This is a genomic window from Acidovorax sp. CF316 (assembly GCF_000276605.1).
GTDB lineage: Bacteria > Pseudomonadota > Gammaproteobacteria > Burkholderiales > Burkholderiaceae_C > Acidovorax.
In genome coordinates this window covers 1-17,435 of sequence record NZ_AKJX01000242.1, presented here as the reverse complement: position 1 = coordinate 17,435, position 17,435 = coordinate 1, and the positions used below count along the sequence as shown (strand labels likewise).

Here is a 17,435-nt window from a genome sequence, read left to right as displayed (position 1 = left end):
GCCCTCGTTCATACCCCGAGGGCGTTTCTTTGTCCATCAGCCGAAACGCACGTACTCGAAATCGACCGGCTGGCGGTTGATGCCCATCACCGGCGGCGCGATCCAGCCGGCGAACTGGCCGGGCTCGACCACACGGCCCATGAGCGATGCGACGAAGGCGAAGTCCTCGGGGCTGGGCAGCCATTCGTCCTTCTTGGCGGCCCATTCCATCTCGTTGACCACGCGGCCTTCGGGCGACATCTTGATGCCCGCGAGCGCGCCGATCTGGCGGTTGAAGGCCTTGTGCGGCACCACCAGGCGGGTGGGGATGCCGGCCTTTTCCAGCACCTTGTTCCAGCGGCCCACGCCGGCCACCGAGTCCTTGATGAAGTCGTCGCGCAGCACCTCGTTCAGGGCGTTGAGCATGGGGACTTCCTTCTCGACGAGCTGGCCGTCACGCACCTCCAGCACCTTGTAGGTCTGGCCCTTGAGCACGTGGTCGTCGGTGCGCTTGCCCTCCTCGTAGCGGCCCTTGAGGCCCGAGCTGTAGAAGATGGCGGCGTTGCTGGACTGGTCGGCACCGAAGAGGTCGATGGTGACGCTGTAGTGGAAGTTCAGGTAGCGCTGCACCGTGCCCAGGTCGATGGCGCCGGCGGCACGCACCTTCTGCGGGTCGTCGGTCTTGAGCTCGTTCATCACCTGGGCAGTGCGGGCCAGCACGCGCGAGACGCCGCTCTCGCCCACGAACATGTGGTGCGCCTCTTCGGTCAGCATGAACTTGGTGGTGCGCGCCAGCGGGTCGAACGCGCTTTCGGCCAGGGCCGAAAGCTGGAACTTGCCATCGCGGTCCGTGAAGTAGGTGAACATGAAGAACGCCAGCCAGTCGGGCGTGGCCTCGTTGAAGGCCCCCAGAATGCGCGGGTTGTTCTCGTCACCCGAGGTGCGCTGCAGCAGGGCCTCGGCCTCTTCGCGGCCGTCGCGGCCGAAGTGCTTGTGCAGCAGGTAGACCATGGCCCAGAGGTGGCGGCCCTCTTCCACGTTGATCTGGAACAGGTTGCGCAGGTCGTACATGCTAGGCGCCGTGAGGCCCAGGTGGCGTTGCTGCTCGACCGAGGCGGGCTCGGTGTCGCCTTGCGTCACGATGATGCGGCGCAGGTTGGCGCGGTGCTCGCCGGGCACGTCCTGCCAGGCCTTCTCTCCCTTGTGGTCGCCGAAGTGGATCTCGCGGTTGGCATCGCCCGGGTTCAGGAAGATGCCCCAGCGGTAGTCGCGCATCTTCACGTGGCCGAACTGGGCCCAGCCCTGCGGGTCCACGCTCACGGCGGTGCGCAGGTAGACCTCGTGGTTGGTCGAGCCCTCGGGGCCCACGTCGTCCCACCAGTTGATGAAGTTGGGCTGCCAGCCTTCGAGCGCGCGCTGCAGGGTGCGGTCTTCGCCGAGGTTGACGTTGTTGGGGATCTTCTCGCTGTAGTTGATCGTGCTCATCGTTGCTCCTTGGATGGTTGGGGCGGCGGGGTCAGACGCGGTTCAAGTCGAAGCCGGCCTTCTCGCCGGTGCCGTAGACCTTGAGCGCGCCCTTGTCGCCCACGGCGTTGGGTCGGTTGAAGATCCAGTTCTGCCAGGCGGTGAGCCGGCCGAAGATGCGCGTGGCCATGTTCTCCTTGCTGGCAAAGCGCAGGTTGGCTTCCAGGCCGGTCAGGGCGTCGGGCGACATGGCGGCGCGCTCTTCGATGGCCATGCGCAACTCGTCGTCCCAGTCGATGTCGTCGGGCGCAGCGGTCACGAGGCCCAGGGCCAGGGCCTCGTCGGCGTCGAGCGGCTTGCCGGCCGCGGCGCGCGCGGCGTCCAGCGGTGCGGCCTCTTCATAGAAACGGCGCTGCAGGCGGCTCTGGTCGTTGACCATGGGGAAGAAGCCGAAGTTGAATTCGTTGAGCGTGAGCTTGGGTGCACGCTCTGCATCGTCGGGCAGGGCCAGCATGTAGGTGCGGTCGGCCGCGAAGGCCAGCTCGGCCAGGGTGCCGGCGAAGCACGAGCCCTCCTGCACCACGGCGAACAAGGTGCGCGAGGACACGTCCAGCCGCGCCAACGCGCGGCGCAGCGCGCCGATGGTCTCGCGCACCAGCCAGTGGTCCTGGTGGGCCAGCATCACCGCGTCGGAGGCGAGCACGGCCTTGGCATCGCCCTCGGTCTTGAGCAGCCAGGTGCCGATGTCGAGCTCGTTGGTGCGCAGGTTGAGGATGGCATCGTCGAGCTCGCGCGCCAGGGCCAGCGGCCACCAGGCCGTGCCGGCCGCCTCGATGGCGGCGATGTCGGCAGGCTGCGCGCCGCTGGGCGCCTTCACGGTGAGGGTGGCGGTGCGCTTGGCGCGGTCGATCTGCACCTGCACGTGGGAGTAGCCCAGGCTGTCGACACCGTCTTCGCGCTCCAGGCGGGTCAGGGCCACGCCCTTGGCACCGGCCGGGCGGTCGCTGCCCGCAGCAAGCTGCACGGCGCGGTCCTGCACGGCGGCGGCGAACTGGGCGGGCTTGGCCACCGCATCCACCAGGCGCCATTCCACCGCGCGCTGGCCGCGCACGCCTTCGACACTGGTGCAGAAGATGTCGGCCAGGTCGTGGCGCACGTGGCGCTTGTCGGTCACGCGGGTCAGGCCGCCGGTGCCGGGCAGCACGCCCAGCAGCGGCACCTCGGGCAGCGAGACGGCGGACGAGCGGTCGTCCACCAGCAGGATCTCGTCGCAGGCCAGGGCCAGCTCGTAGCCGCCGCCAGCGCAGGCGCCGTTGACGGCGGCCAGGAACTTGAGGCCCGAGTGCTTCGACGAATCCTCGATGCCGTTGCGCGTCTCGTTGGTGAACTTGCAGAAGTTCACCTTCCAGGCGTGGCTGGAGACACCCAGCATGAAGATGTTGGCACCCGAGCAGAAGATGCGGTCCTTGCCGCTGGTGACGACCACGCTGCGCACCCCGGGGTGCTCGAAGCGCACGCGGTTGAGCGCGTCGTTGAGCTCGATGTCCACGCCCAGGTCATAGCTGTTGAGCTTGAGCTTGTAGCCGGGGCGGATGCCACCGTCCTCGGCAATGTTGAGCGACAGGCGCGCAACGGCGCCCTCGACGCTGAGCGACCAGTGGCGGTACTGGCCGGGTTCGGTGCGGTAGTCGACGCGCGCCGGGGCGCTGGTGGTGGTGGCGGTCATGGCATGTCTCCTGTGGGGCCGGTAGCAGCTGCAAACCTCGGAACAAGAAAAATAATGCAGCTTTTGATTTCAATGACATGCATCATGCTGCATGTTTACGGACGCGTCAATGCCTGGAGTACTCTTTTTCGTTGCGAAAGGTGTGGCGGCTACGGCCCGCCGGTGGAGGGAGCGCCGCTCAGGAGGCGCTCATGGACTGTCTGGCCACCGAGCGCAGTCCTTGGAACGCCTGGGCCAGGCTCTTGCCGCTGGTATCCACCGAGAGGTCGGCCTTGGAATAGAAGGCCGCGCGCCCGCTCAGGATGCGGCGCAGGTCGTCCATGGCCTCCTTGCTGGCGGCCATGGGGCGGGTGTCGCCCTGCGCGGCCACACGGCCCATGTGCTCTTCGGGCGCGGCCTGCAGCCACACCGTGGTGCAGTGCGCCAGCAGCTCGTTGAAGGTGGCCGGGTCGGAGACGATGCCGCCCGGGGTGGCGATGACCACCTCGCTGTAGATCTGGATGGTTTCCTCGAGCGCGCGGCGCTCGTAGCGGCGGTAGGCGTTGGTGCCGTAGAGGTCGTGGATCTCACGCACGCTGCAGCCTGCCAGCTTCTCGATCTCGCGGCTCAGCTCCACGAAGGGCAGCTCCAGGTCGTCCGCCAGCATTTGGCCCAGCGTGGACTTGCCCGCGCCGCGCAACCCCACCAGGGCAATGCGGCTGTGCCGGGCCGGGTCGACCGAGGCCGTGCCCAGCAGTTCGCCCAGCGCCAGGCGCACGCGGCGCAGGTCGGCCTCGCTGCGGTTTTCCAGCAGCTCGCGGATCAGCAGCCACTCGGGCGAGCTGGTCGTGACATCACCCACCAGCTCGGCCAGCGAGCAGTGCAGTGCACCCGCCACCTGCTGCAGCACCAGGATGGAGGCATTGCCCGTGCCGTACTCCAGGTTGGCCAGGTGGCGCTCGGACACATCGGCTGCAATGGCCACGGCCTTGCGCGTGAGCCCGCGCTGCGCGCGCAGGTTGCGCACGCGCTCGCCCAGCGCCGTCAGCAGCGGGTTGCGGGCCTCGCCGCCAGGCGCCGCAGCGCCGTTGCCGTCGGTGGGCGCAGTGGCCAGCACTGCGTCGTCTTGCTCATTCATGCGCGTCCTTGTTCACACCACCCGATTGTCTGCGGTCGGCAGCCCCAATAAATATGCACTATAGTGCTTGACGAAGATCATTCACAGGTTTATCGTCCCATTGCACGCAAGATACTGCACGTCGCAGGATCATGCAAGGCAATCATTTTTCGTGGCAAGCGGCGCACAGACGCCCTGCCCAGCCCGCCTTTCCCCTGAAAGCCCGCCCCATGATGACGCCCGCCACCGCCCCCTCCAGCAAGGATGCCTTCCACGCCCTGTTGACCGACCTCACCGCGCAGCTCGAAGGCAGGCCGCTCGATGCAGCGCTGGACCAGTGGCTCAACGCAGCCCACGGCGCCGGCAGCGCCACCTATGCGCAGCTGCGCGACGCCTGCCTCACCGGCGTGGCCGAGGGCTGGCTGTGCGAGCGCGAGGGTGGCGGCATCCGGTACGGCCGGGTGTTCAAGGCAGAGGATGCGCTGCACCGCTTTTCGGTGGACGTGGTCGACATGCAGGACCTGGCCGGCCCGCACCACACGCACCCGAACGGCGAGATCGACCTGATCATGCCCATGGCCGACAGTGCCGCCACCTTCGATGGCCGGCCTGCGGGCTGGTGCGTCTACGGCCCGGGCACGGCCCACCGCCCCACCGTAGCCCAGGGCCGCGCGCTGGTGCTCTATCTCTTGCCCGAAGGCCAGATCCAGTTCACGCGCACCTGAAATCCGTTCGCCCATCTTCTTCCGTATATATCCATGACCGAACTTCTCTCCAACTACGCTGCCGGCCGCTGGCAGGCAGGCACTGGCAACGGCACGCCGCTGTTCGACCCCGTGCTGGGCAACGAACTGGTGCGCGTGGACGCCACCGGGCTCGACCTGGCCGAGGCATTCAGCTTTGCGCGCCAGCAAGGGGGTGCGGCGCTGCGCGCGCTGACCTACCGCGAGCGCGCGGCGCTGCTGGCCGCCATCGTCAAGGTGCTGCTGGCCCACCGCGATGCCTATTACGAGATCGCCACGGCCAATGCCGGCACGGTGAAGAACGACTCGGGCGTGGACATCGACGGCGCCATCTTCACCCTGGGCCAGTACGCCAAATGGGGCGACGCCCTGGGCGATGCCCGCGCGCTGCGCGACGGCGATGCGGCCCGGCTGGGCAAGGACCCGGCCTTCCAGTCGCAGCACCTCTCGGTACCCACGCAGGGTGTGGCGCTGTTCATCAATGCCTTCAACTTCCCGTCCTGGGGGCTGTGGGAAAAGGCTGCACCGGCCCTGCTCTCGGGCGTGCCGGTCATCGTCAAGCCGGCCACGGCCACGGCCTGGCTCACCCAGCGCATGGTCAAGGACGTGGTGGACGCGGGCGTGCTGCCTGCGGGCGCGCTGTCGGTCATCGCCGGCAGTTCGGCCGGGCTCATGGACCAGCTGCAGCCCTTCGACGTGGTGTCGTTCACGGGCTCGGCCGAGACGGCCGGCGTGATCCGCTCGCACCCTGCGGTAGCCCGGCGCTCGGTGCGTGCCAACATCGAGGCCGACAGCCTCAACAGCGCCGTGCTGCTGCCGGGCGAGGTCCCGGGCAGCGAGGCCTTCCACCTGCTGGTGCGCGAGGTGGTGCGCGAGATGACGGTGAAGTCGGGCCAGAAGTGCACGGCGATCCGCCGCATCCTGGTGCCGGCCGAGGTGTACGACGCCGCGGCCGAGGCCATTGGTGCCAAGCTCGCCGGCATCAGCGTGGGCAACCCGCGCAACGACAGCGTGCGCATGGGCTCGCTGGTCAGCCGGGCCCAGCTGGCTGCCGTGCGCGAAGGCCTGGCTGCGCTGCAGGCGCAGACAGCCGTGCTGCACGATGGGCGCGACCGGCCGCTGGTGGATGCCGACCCGGCCGTCGCCGCCTGCATCGGCCCGGTGCTGCTGGGCGCGCGCGATGCCGATGCGGCGCAGGCGGTGCACGACGTGGAGGTCTTCGGCCCTGTGGCCACGCTGCTGCCCTACCGCGACAGCGCGCATGCCATCGCGCTCACGCACCGGGGCCAGGGTTCGCTGGTCACCTCGCTCTATGGCAGCGACGAAACCGCACTGGCGCAGACCGCGCTGGCCGTGGCCGCCAGCCATGGCCGCGTGCATGTGGTCACGCCCGATGTGGCGCAGGCGCACAGCGGCCACGGCAACGTGATGCCCATGTCGCAGCACGGCGGCCCGGGCCGCGCGGGCGGCGGCGCGGAGCTGGGCGGCCTGCGCGCGCTCGATTTCTACCACCAGCGCACGGCCGTGCAGGCCAGCCCTGGCGTGCTGGCGGCACTGGGACTCTGACATCCACACAAGACGCGACACACAACGCGCATCGACCCGAGAGGCCCCAAGGAGACAACACCATGAGCCTGCCCCCACGATTCAATTTCGCCCAGCACCTGTTCGACCTGAACCGGGACCGCGCGCAGCGCACGGCCTACATCGACGACCGCGGCAGCCTGGCTTACGGCGCGCTCGAAGACCGCGCCCGTCGCCTGGCATCGGCCCTCGCCAGCGCCGGCGTGCGCCGTGAAGAGCGCGTGCTGCTGCTCATGCACGACAGCAGCGACTGGCCCGTGGCCTTCCTGGGCTGCCTGTATGCCGGCGTGGTGCCGGTGGCGGTGAACACCCTGCTCACGGCCGATGACTACGCCTACATGCTCGACCACAGCCGCGCCCAGGCGTCCATCGTCTCGGGCGCGCTGCTGGCGGTGCTGCAGGACGCCATGGGCCGCGCGCCGCACGAGGTGCGCACCCTGCTCGTCTCGCAGCCCACCGGGCCGCTGCCCGAAGGCGCGCAGGACTTCGATGCCTCGCTGGCGCAGGCCACGCCGCTCGCTGCGCCGGTCAGCACCGCGGCGGACGACCCCGGCTTCTGGCTCTATTCCTCGGGCTCCACCGGCAAGCCCAAGGGCACGGTGCACACCCATGCCAACCTGTGGTGGACGGCCGAGCTCTACGGCAAGCCGGTGCTCGGCCTGACCGAGGACGACGTCTGCTTCTCGGCCGCCAAGATGTACTTCGCCTACGGCCTGGGCAATGCGCTGACCTTCCCGCTCTCGGTGGGCGCCACCGTGGTGCTGATGGCCGAGCGGCCCACGCCCGACGCCACCTTCCGCCGCTGGACGCAGCACCGCCCCACGGTGTTCTTCGGCGCGCCCACGGGCTTTGCCGGCATGCTGGCCTCGCCCGCGCTGCCGGCACGCGAGGCCGTGGCGCTGCGCATGTGCTCGTCGGCCGGCGAGGCGCTGCCGGGCGAGATCGCCCAGCGCTTCAAGGCGCATTTCGGCTGCGAGATCATCGACGGCATCGGCTCCACCGAGATGCTGCACATCTTCATCTCCAACCGCCCGGGCGACGTGCGCTACGGCACCACCGGCAAGCCGGTGGAGGGCTACGAGGTGGAGCTGCGCGGCGAGGACGGCCGCCCCGTGCCCGATGGCGAGGTGGGCGACCTGTACATCCGCGGACCGAGCGCGGCGCTGATGTACTGGGCCAACCGTGAGAAGTCGCGCGAGACCTTCCAGGGCGGCTGGACCAAGAGCGGCGACAAGTACACGCGCGACACTGACGGCTACTACACCTATGCCGGCCGCAGCGACGACATGCTCAAGGTCAGCGGCATCTACGTCTCGCCCTTCGAGGTGGAGGCCACGCTGATGCAGCACCCCGCCGTGCTCGAATCGGCCGTGATCGGCGTGCAGGACGGCGAGGGCCTGACCAAGACCAAGGCCTATGTGGTGCTCAAGCCGGGCCAGCAGGCCGACGCCCAGGCGCTGCAGGCTTTCGTGAAGGAGCGCCTGGCGGCCTACAAGTACCCGCGCTTCATCGAGTTCATCGAGGAGCTGCCCAAGACCGCCACCGGCAAGATCCAGCGCTTTCGCCTGCGCGAGAAGGAGGCCCGCGCGTGACGGCGCAGGCGTCGTCTCCCGCCACGGGGTTCGCCAGCATCGCCTGGCGCGGCCGCACGGTGCGCATCGAGCACCAGTGGATCGCGCCCGAGCGCAGCGCTGCCCCGTTGCTCGTGTTCCTGCACGAGGGCCTGGGCTCGGTGGCGATGTGGAAGGATTTCCCCGAGCGCCTGTGCGCCGCCGCCGGTGTGCGCGGCCTGGTGTTCTCGCGCCCGGCCTATGGCCGCTCGACCCCGCGCGAACCTGACGAAACCTGGGACGTGGACTTCATGCACCGCCAGGCGCACGAGGTGCTGCCCGCGTTCTTCGAGGCGGTCGGCATCACCGAGCCCCCCTGGCTGCTGGGCCACAGCGACGGCGGCTCCATCGCGCTGCTGTACGCGGCGCGCTTCCCCGATGCAGTGCGCGGCCTGGTGCTGATGGCGCCGCACATCTTTGTGGAAGGCGTGACCATCGCCAACATCGAGATCGCACGCGATGCCTACCAGCGCACCGACCTGCCCGCCAAGCTCGGCCGCTACCACGATGACGCCGACTCGGCCTTCTGGGGCTGGAACCGCATCTGGCTGCACCCGCCCTTTCGGCAATGGAACATCGAGGCCGAGATCGCCGCCATCCGCGCGCCGGTGCTCGCCATCCAGGGCGTGGACGACGAGTACGGAACGCTGGAGCAGATCCGCGGGATCGCGCGCCGGGTGCCGGGCACGCAATTGCTGGAGCTGCCTGCCTGCGGCCATTCGCCGCACCGCGACCAGCCCGACGCGGTGATCGCGGCGGCCACGGACTTTCTGCTCACTCCACGTAGCGCCTGAGCCCCGGCAGGTCGAGCACGGTGATGCCGCCGTACTCGATCTGCAAAATGCCCGACTCCTGCAGCCGCTTCAACGCCGCATTGCAGCGCTGGCGCGAGACGCCCGTGAGGTTGGCGATCTCCTCCTGCGAGATCTGCAGGTGCCGGTCCATGCCGGGGTAGAGGAACGGGTGGAACAGCCCGGCCAGCGCGCGCGCCACCTGGCTGTCGGTGTCGAGCAGGTGGTGGGCCGTGAAGGTGCCCAGGAACCAGTGCATGCGCTCGTTGATCTGGCGCAGCAGGAAGTGGTCGAAACTGCGCTGCGTGGCATGCAGCCACGAGAAAGTCTCCACCGGCAGCACCGCCACGCGGCTGGGCCGCAGGGCGATGATGTCGGCCGTGCGCGGCAGGGCGCGCAGCAGCGTGCCCTCGCCGAACCAGCTGCCGGCCGACAGGCCGCCCAGGGTCACGGCGCGGCCATCGGACGAGGTGACGGACCACTTGAGCAGCCCCTCGATGGCGCCGTACCAGTGCAGGGGCACATCGCCGCGGCGGCACAGCGCACCGCCTGCGGTCACCTCCACCTCGCGCACATCGTCGAGCACGCGCTGCTGCGCGGGTGCATCGAGCAGCGGGAACCAGGCCGACGCAGCCAGCAGGCTGGTGGTGGAAGGCCGTGTCGCAGGGGGTGACAAAGTGGGTTTCTCCCGGAAAAAGCACTGGCCCCGCGTATACCCTGCCCTCAAATGTCATCGCGATGACTGAGTGGAAAGGTGCCCAGAAAAACAATGCGGAGCACCCCGCAATTCTCCACCAGGACCCCGATGAGCAAGCGCAAAGTCATAGTCACCATCGCCCCCACGGGGGGCATGGCCCACAAGTCGCAGAACCTCCACCTGCCCACCCAGCCGGCCGAGATCGCCGACGACGTGGAGCGCTGCTGGAATGCCGGCGCCAGCGTGGTGGCGATCCATGCCCGCCGGCCCGACGACGGCGCCACCTGCGACGCCAACGTGTACCGCGACATCAACAGCCGCATCCGCGCCAAGGGCTGCGACATCGTGCTCAACAACTCCACCGGCGGCGGCGTGCACGGCGACATGGTCAAGCCCCTGCCCGGCGGCCGCTGGGAGATCGCCTGGGAAGAACGCATCAAGGGCATGGACGCGGGGGCCGAGATGTGCACGCTGGACGCGACCACGCTGAACCTCTCCTTCGACGGCCGCGAGATCCTGATGGACACGCCGCTCAGCCGCGGGCGCGAACTGGCCGCCGGCATGAAGGCGCGCGGCATCAAGCCCGAGTGGGAGGTGTTCAGCCCCACCCACATCCTGCAGGACACCACGACGCTGATCGAGGAGGGCCACGACGGCGATGGTCCGCATTTCATCAACCTGGTGATGAACGTGCACCGCGCCTTCCAGAACGCCATGCCCTACTCGCCGCGCTTTCTGCAGATGATGGTGGACACCTTGCCGAAGAACAGCCTGTTCTGCGTGAGCGGCATCGGCCCCTCGCAGCTCGAAGCCAACGTCGCCGCCCTGCTGCTGGGCGGCCATGCGCGCGTGGGGCTGGAGGACAACCTGTACTTCCGTCAGGGCGAGCTGGCCACCAACGTGCAGCTCACCGAGCGCATCGTGCGCGTCATCCGCGAGCTGGACATGGAGCCCGCCACGCCGGCCGAGGCCCGCGCGCTGATGGGCCTGCCGCGCGTGGACGGCCCGCGCCCCGAGTTTGCCCTGGGTTGACCGACCCGGGGCATTGAACCGACCATCCCAAGACCACAACGAGGAGACATGACGATGACGACACACACCACCCGCCGCCACTTCCTGGGCCACCTGGGCGCTGCTGCTGCGCTGGGCTCGCTCTCGCCCCTGGCGGCCTTCGCCCAGGGCATCGAGCAGGTGAAGATCCTCTACGGCTTTCCGGCCGGCAGCTCGGGCGACAGCGTGGCCCGCCGCGTGGGCGAGAAGCTCGCGGGCTCGGCCTACACGCGCAATGCAGGCGTGGTGGAGAACAAGCCCGGCGCGGGCGGGCGCATCGCGCTCGAATCGCTGCGGGGCGCGGCGACCGACGGCAGCGTGCTCACGCTCTCGCCGTTCTCGTGCACCTCGATCTATCCGCACATCTACAGCAAGCTCAGCTACGACCCGGTCAAGGACTTTGTGCCCGTGTCCATCGCGGCCATCATGCACCATGGCCTGGCCGTGGGGCCGCTGGTGCCGGCCTCGGTGAAGACGGTGAAGGACTTCCTGGCCTGGGCCAAGGCCAACCCGGGCCAGGCCAACTACGGCTCGCCCGCGGCGGGCTCCACGCCGCACTTCATCGGCGCACTGCTGGGCATCAACAACGGAGTGGACCTCAAGCACGTGCCCTACCGCGGCTCGGTGCCTGGAGTGACCGACGTGGTGGGCGGCCAGATCGCGGCGATGGTGACGCCGAGCGGCGACTTCATCCCCAACCACAAGGCCGGCAAGCTGCGGCTGCTGGCCACCTCGGGCAAAGCGCGCTCGCCGTTCTCGCCCGAGGTCGCGACCTTTGCCGAACAGGGCTTTCCCGAGCTGACCACCGAGGAATGGTTCGGCTTCTACGCGCCGGCCAAGACGCCGGCCGCCGTGGTGGCCGCCGCCAATGCCGCGATCAACGCAGCGATCAAGGAAAAGGCCGTCATCGACAGCCTGGCCGTGGTAGGCCTGATCGCCCAGGGCTCCACAGCGGCGGAAATGGCGGCCTCGCAGCATGCCGAGTTCGACCGCTGGGGCCCTCTGGTCAAGAAAATCGGCTTCACGGCCGAGTCCTGAAAGGAGCCCCCCGCATGGATTCGACCGTGAAGCGCGTCGCCGTGGTGGCCACCGGTGTCATCGGCGCCAGCTGGGCCGCCTATTTCCTGGCGCGCGGGCTGGACGTGGACGCGACCGATCCCTCTCCCGGCGCCGAGGAGCGCCTGCGCGAGGCCGTGGCCGCCCATTGGCCCACGCTGGAACGCCAGGGGCTGGCGCCGGGCGCCAGCCTGTCGCGCCTGGCCTTCCACGCCCGGCTGGAGGATGCGGTGGCCACGGCCGACTTCGTGCAGGAGAGCGGACCGGAACGCGCCGACTTCAAGGCCGACCTGTTTCGCCAGATCGATGCCGCTGCGCCGGCGCATGCCATCCTGGCGTCGAGCTCCTCGGGCCTGTCGGTCACAGCCATGCAGGCGCTGTGCGCACGGCCCGGGCGCGTGGTGCTGGGCCACCCATTCAACCCACCGCACATGATTCCGCTGGTGGAGGTGGGCGGCGGGGAAAAGACCACGCCCGAGGCCATCGCGCGCGCCATGGCCTTCTACACCGCCATCGGCAAGCGCCCCATCCACGTGCGCCGCGAGATCAAGGGCCACATCGCCAACCGGCTGCAGGCCGCGCTGTGGCGCGAGGCCTTTCACCTGGTGAACGAGGGCGTGGCCACGGTGGCCGACATTGACACCGCCATTGCCCAGGGCCCCGGCCTGCGCTGGGCGCTGATGGGCCCGTTCATGAACCTGCACCTCTCGGGCGGCGCGGGCGGCGTGGCCCACGTGCTGGCCCACCTGGGCGGCCCCATCGAGAGCTGGTGGCAGGACCTGGGCACGCCCGCGATGACCGAGGCCTTGAAGCAGCAGGTGGTGCAAGGTGTGGCCGAGGAACTGGGCGAGCGCAGCACCGAGGACCTGGCGCGCACGCGCGATGCCCTGCTGCTGGACCTGATCCGCGCCAAGCAGTCGTCGGCACACCTGGATTGAGTCCAGCCCCACAACGACAAGAGACCACACGATGCACCCCGACTTCGTCGACGACCCCGCCGAACTGGCACCCTCCCGCACGGTGCTCACCCCTTTGGCCGATGGCGCCTTCACCCTGCACTCGCCCGAGCCGCTGGGCCCCTACGCGCGCTGCGTGGGCGAGTGGCTGGAGCGCTGGGCGCGCGAGACGCCGGACGCCCTGGCGCTGGCCGAGCGCGACGACAGCGGCGCAGACTGGCGCCACCTGAGCTACGCGCAACTGCGCCAGGCCGTGGGGGCGGTAGCCCAGTCGCTGCTCGACATGGACCTGCCCGCGGGCCGGCCCATCGCCATCCTGTCGGACAACGCGGTGGACCATGCCGTGCTGATGCTCGCCGCCATGCACATCGGCCGCACGCCGTGCTCGCTGTCGAGCGCCTATGCGCGCTCGCGCGACCCCGGACGCCTGCACAGCATGCTGGCGGCGCTGGACCCCTGCCTGGTCTATGCGTCGGACGCCCGCGCCTATGCGCCGGCCCTCGCGGGTTACGGCGGCAGCGCGGTGCAGGTGTTCAGTCGCAATGCGCAGGAGGTCCCGGGCGCACTCGGCTTTGCGCAACTGCTCGCGGGCCGGGAAACGCCGGCGGTGATGCAGGCCTTCGAGGCGATCACGCCCGACGACCATGCCAAGTACCTGCTGACCTCGGGCTCCACCGGCCGGCCCAAGGTGGTGATCAACACCCACCGCATGCTCTGCGCCAACCAGCAGATGATTGCGCAGACCTGGCGCTTTCTCGACCACGAGAAGCCGGTGCTGGTGGACTGGCTGCCCTGGAGCCACACCTTCGGCGGCAACCACAACCTGAACATGGTGCTGTGCCATGGCGGCGCGCTCTACATCGACGAGGGCCGGCCCGCGCCCGGCCTGATCGATAAGACCGTGCGCAACCTGCGCGAGGTGCGGCCCACCCTGCTGTTCAACGTGCCGCGCGGCTTCGACATGCTGCTGCCCGCGCTGGAGGCCGACCCGGCCCTGGCCGCCGAGGTGTTCTCGCGCCTGCGCCTGGCCTTCTATGCGGCGGCGGCGCTCGCGCCCTCCACCTGGCAGCGGCTCGAAGCCGTGGCCGCGCGCGCCCGGCCCACGCAGCCGCTGTTGCTCACCACCTCCTGGGGCGCCACCGAGACCGCCCCCGCCATCACCACGGCCCATTGGCGCATGCAGGGCGCGGGCTGCATCGGCGCGCCGCTGCCCGGGCTCACGCTCAAGCTGGTGCCCAATGGCGGCAAGCTGGAGATGCGTGTCAAGGGCGTGTCGGTGTTCCCGGGCTACCGCCATGCGCCGCGCGAGACGGCGGCAGCGTTCGACGAAGACGGCTTCTACCGCATCGGCGACGCAGGCTATCTGGCCGATGCAGAGCGGCCCGAGCGCGGGGTGGTCTTCAACGGCCGCGTGGCCGAGGACTTCAAGCTGTCCACGGGCAGCTGGGTCTCGGTGGGCACGCTGCGCGTGGAGCTGGTCTCGCAGCTGGCGCCGCTGGTGCAGGACATCGTGCTCACCGGGCACGACCGCGATGAGGTGGGCATGCTGGTCTTCCCATCGGCCGCCGGCGCGGGCGAGAGCGAACGGCTGGAACAGGCCCTGCGCGCCGTGATGCAGGCCCGGCGCGATGCGGGCGCGGGCTCGTCGCAATGCCCCACGCGGGCGCTGGTGCTGCGCACGCCGCCCGACGCGGATGCGGGCGAGATCACCGACAAGGGCTACATCAACCAGGGCGCGGTGCTGGCCCAGCGCGAGGACGACGTGCACGCCCTGCACGCGACACCGCCGCGCGCGGACGTGGTCGTCAGCGCATGAGCATGGCCAGCAGCACCACCGCGAGCAGCGCCAGGTAGACCTTGGCGTGCAGCCCGTCGGGCAGGCGACCTACGAAGCGCCCACCCAGGCGGATGCCGAGCCAGGAGCCCACGACCAGCACGGCAAAGGCCCTGAGGTCGACGAAGCCGGCATGCCAGGCGCCCAGCGGCACGGGCTGGTCCCAGGCCAGCAGCACGTAGGTGGCGGTGCCGGCCAGCGCCACCGGCAGCGACAGCGGGTTGGCCGCGGCCGTGGCCTGCACCATGGGCGCACCGCGCCGGCGCATGAGCGGCACGGTCATCACGCTGCCGCCCACGCCCAGGAAAGCGGCAACCGCCCCAATGACCAGCCCGAGCAAGGCCGTGAGCGGACCCGAGGGCCGCGGCCTGGCCGCCTGCTGGGCCTGGGCCACGCGCGGCCGGATGAAACCCGGGCGCAGCAGCCCGTCGAGGATGGTGAGCGCCAGGTAGACGACGAAGGCCCAGCGCACCCAGTCGCTGCGCAGCACGCTGGCGGCAGCCGCCCCCGCCACCGCGCCCACGGCGATGAAGACCAGCAACGGCCGCACCTGCGCCCAGTCCACATTGCCGGCGCGGTGGTGGCGCCGCGTGGCCAGCCCTGCACCAACGATCATCACGCAGGTGGAGGTGGCCACCGCGACCTGCATGGCCGACTGGCCGACCGCGCTGTCCGCCCCGTGCAGGTGCACCAGCGTGCGGTAGAGCACGGGCACGACGACAAAGCCGCCACCGAAGCCGAAGAGCACGGTGGTGACACCGGCCAGGGTACCGAACACGGCCAGGACCAGGTAGAACTCCATGCGCACATCCTCCCATTGCTGCGAACACGGTGCCAGCTTAGGCAGGAATGGCTTGGCCGGCTTTCGCCGCCAGGTCAATAATGTTTGCGTTTCAGCCATCCACCCAGGCCCATGCGCAACATCCCCCTGCACACCGTCGACGCGGTGGACCGGCCAGTGCTGGCCATTGCCACCGACTACCCCGCCGGCACCCTGCTCGACACGCACAGCCACCGGCGCGCGCAGTTTCTCTACGGCGCCACGGGCACCATGGAAGTCGGCACCGGAGATGGCGCCTGGGTCGTGCCGCCCAGCAGCGGCGTGTGGATACCAGCGGGCAAGCCGCACCGCGTGCGCATGGTGGGGGTGAGCACGCGCAGCCTGTACATCGAGCCGCGCGCCGTGCCACGGCAGGCCCGCCAGTGCGAGGTGCTGCAGGTCTCGCCACTGCTGCGCCAGTTGCTGCTGGACTCGGCCGATCTGCCGGCCGAGTACGAGCAGCGCGGGCGCGACGGCGCCCTGGTGCAACTGGTCCTGCACGAACTGGAGCGCGCGCCGGTCCTGCCCTTGTTTGCGCCCATGCCGCAGGACCCGGCGCTGGCAGCGCTGTGCGCGGGCTTCCTGCACCAGCCCGATGTGCATGCCTCGCCTGCCCACTGGGCGCGGCAGCTGCACAAGAGCGAGCGCAACTTCACCCGCTTCTTTCGCCTGCAGACCGGCATGTCGTTCGGCGCGTGGCGCCAGCAGGCCTGCCTGCTCGCCGCGCTGTCGCGCCTGTCGCGCGGCGACGCCGTGACCACGGTGGCACTGGACCTGGGCTACGAGAGCCCGGGGGCCTTTTCCACCATGTTCCGCAAACGGCTGGGGCGCCCACCCTCGGAGTTTCTGGGGGCGTGATGGCGCAAAAGCGGCCGCGCAAGCGTTGTAAAAATCACGCTGCGCAAAGGCCGCTGAGGTTCTGCGGTCTTGTCCTATAGCATTCGTGCGCGCAGTGCTTCTAAAATCGCGCACCTCCTTGCATATGCGAGGGGGCCCATTGCAACTCTCGAAAACAAAGAATCAACATCATGGCAACTGCAAAGAAAACCACCGCTGCACCCAAGGCAGCACCCGCAGCGAAGAAGGCTGCAGCACCCGTGGCCAAGAAGGCCGCGGCACCTGTCGCCAAGAAGGCAGCGCCTGCTGCCAAGAAGGCCGCAGCACCTGCAGCGAAAAAGGCTGCACCCGCCGCAGCGGCGACGCCTGCAGCGCTCAAGCCCATCAAGGCCGCCTTCAACAAGACGACCCTGGTGGCCCACCTGGCCGAGCAGTCGGGCGTGGACCCCAAGGCCGCCAAGGCCGTGCTGGCAGCGCTCGAAGCCGCCATCCTGGGCTCCGTGCACAAGAAGGGCTCCGGCGAATTCACGCTGCCTGGCGTGCTGAAGATCGGCCTGCAGCAAGTGGCGGCCAAGAAGAAGCGCTTCGGCAAGGACCCGTTCACCGGTGCCGAGCGCTGGTTCCCCGCCAAGCCCGCCAGCGTGAAGATCAAGACCCGCGCGCTCAAGAAGCTCAAGGACGCAACGGCCTGATCGGCCCCATCCCTGCGCTCGTGCAGCCCCCGGCCGCATGGGGCGCAGAGAAAAAAGAAGAGGCCTGCAACGGGTGTTCCCGGAGCAGTTGTTCCAGGTTTCTGATCAAAAGCCCAGGCGATGCAGGTGCATTGCCTGGGCTTTTTTCTTGCCTGTCTCCATCCCTGGCGATCACACCTGGCGCTGCTGCCTCAGCACGTCCAGCACATGCTGCGTGGCCTTCTCCAACATGCCGGCACGGTGGGCCAGCCCCAGGGGGCGCCACAGCGCGGGGCGCAGTGCCAGCATGGTGATGCGCGGGTCGGGCGGCGTGCTGCCCGCTGCTTCGTGCGGCAGCAGCGTGGCGCCATAGCCTGCGGCCACCAGGCTCTTGATCGCGTCGTTGTAGTTGAGCTGGATGCGCGCCCTGGGCTGCTCACCGGCCAGCGCGAACCACTCGCTGGTGAGCCGCGAGAGGCTGGTGCCTTCGTCGTTGAGGATCAGCGGCTGGCCCGCCAGCC

16 protein-coding genes are annotated in these 17,435 nt (G+C 69.4%); 10 read left to right on the top strand and 6 right to left on the bottom strand.

The features are described 5' to 3' along the window. Positions 1-36: 36 nt before the first annotated feature. From boxB to PMI14_RS28395, 3 genes are all read right to left on the bottom strand, one after another. Positions 37-1,464, bottom strand: a complete 1,428-nt coding sequence (gene boxB, locus PMI14_RS28405; RefSeq protein WP_007860074.1) for a benzoyl-CoA 2,3-epoxidase subunit BoxB — start codon at positions 1,462-1,464, stop codon at positions 37-39. 31 nt (positions 1,465-1,495) lie between these two features. After that, on the bottom strand, positions 1,496-3,169 hold the full coding sequence (gene boxC / locus PMI14_RS28400; RefSeq protein WP_007860073.1) for a 2,3-epoxybenzoyl-CoA dihydrolase: 1,674 nt from the start codon (positions 3,167-3,169) through the stop codon (positions 1,496-1,498). 178 nt (positions 3,170-3,347) lie between these two features. Continuing rightward, a complete protein-coding gene (locus PMI14_RS28395; protein ID WP_007860072.1) occupies positions 3,348-4,286 on the bottom strand; it encodes a helix-turn-helix transcriptional regulator in 939 nt (312 codons plus the stop codon). A 209-nt stretch (positions 4,287-4,495) separates the two neighbouring features. On the opposite strand from PMI14_RS28395, the gene PMI14_RS28390 reads away from it, so the two are divergent. The 4 genes from PMI14_RS28390 (at position 4,496) to PMI14_RS28375 (ending at position 8,996) form a co-directional block, all read left to right on the top strand. Next, on the top strand, positions 4,496-4,990 hold the full coding sequence (locus PMI14_RS28390; RefSeq protein ID WP_007860071.1) for a DUF4863 family protein: 495 nt from the start codon (positions 4,496-4,498) through the stop codon (positions 4,988-4,990). A 33-nt stretch (positions 4,991-5,023) separates the two neighbouring features. Continuing rightward, complete coding sequence (locus PMI14_RS28385; RefSeq protein WP_007860070.1) at positions 5,024-6,574, top strand: 3,4-dehydroadipyl-CoA semialdehyde dehydrogenase; 1,551 nt, start codon at positions 5,024-5,026, stop codon at positions 6,572-6,574. Between the two features lie 62 nt (positions 6,575-6,636). After that, the gene (locus PMI14_RS28380) at positions 6,637-8,184 is read left to right on the top strand and encodes a benzoate-CoA ligase family protein (protein ID WP_007860068.1); all 1,548 of its coding nucleotides are present in this window, start codon (positions 6,637-6,639) and stop codon (positions 8,182-8,184) included. After that, positions 8,181-8,996 (top strand): alpha/beta fold hydrolase, encoded by an 816-nt coding sequence (locus tag PMI14_RS28375; RefSeq protein WP_007860066.1) that lies wholly within the window; start codon positions 8,181-8,183, stop codon positions 8,994-8,996. Before PMI14_RS28380 ends, PMI14_RS28375 begins: the two co-directional genes overlap by 4 nt. On the opposite strand, the gene PMI14_RS28370 is transcribed toward PMI14_RS28375, so the two are convergent. Further along, positions 8,977-9,669 carry a Crp/Fnr family transcriptional regulator gene (locus tag PMI14_RS28370; protein ID WP_007860064.1) on the bottom strand — a complete coding sequence of 231 codons (693 nt, stop codon included), beginning with the start codon at positions 9,667-9,669 and terminating at the stop codon, positions 8,977-8,979. The two genes, PMI14_RS28375 and PMI14_RS28370, sit on opposite strands and share 20 nt — an antisense overlap. A gap of 129 nt (positions 9,670-9,798) precedes the next feature. On the opposite strand from PMI14_RS28370, the gene PMI14_RS28365 reads away from it, so the two are divergent. The 4 genes from PMI14_RS28365 to PMI14_RS28350 are packed head-to-tail and all read left to right on the top strand — an operon-like array spanning position 9,799 to position 14,568. Further along, positions 9,799-10,722, top strand: a complete 924-nt coding sequence (locus PMI14_RS28365) for a 3-keto-5-aminohexanoate cleavage protein (RefSeq protein ID WP_007860062.1) — start codon at positions 9,799-9,801, stop codon at positions 10,720-10,722. A 54-nt stretch (positions 10,723-10,776) separates the two neighbouring features. Then, positions 10,777-11,778, top strand: coding sequence for a Bug family tripartite tricarboxylate transporter substrate binding protein (locus tag PMI14_RS28360; RefSeq protein WP_007860060.1), 1,002 nt, complete (start codon positions 10,777-10,779; stop codon positions 11,776-11,778). Between the two features lie 14 nt (positions 11,779-11,792). Next, the gene (locus PMI14_RS28355) at positions 11,793-12,734 is read left to right on the top strand and encodes a 3-hydroxyacyl-CoA dehydrogenase NAD-binding domain-containing protein (protein ID WP_007860058.1); all 942 of its coding nucleotides are present in this window, start codon (positions 11,793-11,795) and stop codon (positions 12,732-12,734) included. Positions 12,735-12,765: 31 nt separating this feature from the next. After that, positions 12,766-14,568 carry a feruloyl-CoA synthase gene (locus PMI14_RS28350; protein ID WP_007860049.1) on the top strand — a complete coding sequence of 601 codons (1,803 nt, stop codon included), beginning with the start codon at positions 12,766-12,768 and terminating at the stop codon, positions 14,566-14,568. Here PMI14_RS28350 and PMI14_RS28345 read toward each other — a convergent pair. Then, a complete protein-coding gene (locus PMI14_RS28345) occupies positions 14,558-15,388 on the bottom strand; it encodes a sulfite exporter TauE/SafE family protein (protein ID WP_007860047.1) in 831 nt (276 codons plus the stop codon). The genes PMI14_RS28350 and PMI14_RS28345 overlap by 11 nt on opposite strands. A gap of 111 nt (positions 15,389-15,499) precedes the next feature. Between PMI14_RS28345 and PMI14_RS28340 the strand changes: the two genes are divergently transcribed. Both PMI14_RS28340 and PMI14_RS28335 read left to right on the top strand, forming a co-directional pair. Beyond that, the gene (locus tag PMI14_RS28340) at positions 15,500-16,264 is read left to right on the top strand and encodes a helix-turn-helix domain-containing protein (protein ID WP_007860045.1); all 765 of its coding nucleotides are present in this window, start codon (positions 15,500-15,502) and stop codon (positions 16,262-16,264) included. Between the two features lie 170 nt (positions 16,265-16,434). Further along, positions 16,435-16,935 (top strand): HU family DNA-binding protein, encoded by a 501-nt coding sequence (locus tag PMI14_RS28335; protein WP_035206192.1) that lies wholly within the window; start codon positions 16,435-16,437, stop codon positions 16,933-16,935. Between the two features lie 171 nt (positions 16,936-17,106). Here PMI14_RS28335 and PMI14_RS28330 read toward each other — a convergent pair. Beyond that, on the bottom strand, positions 17,107-17,435 hold a 329-nt coding region (locus tag PMI14_RS28330), incomplete at its 5' end, for a LysR family transcriptional regulator substrate-binding protein (protein WP_035206190.1).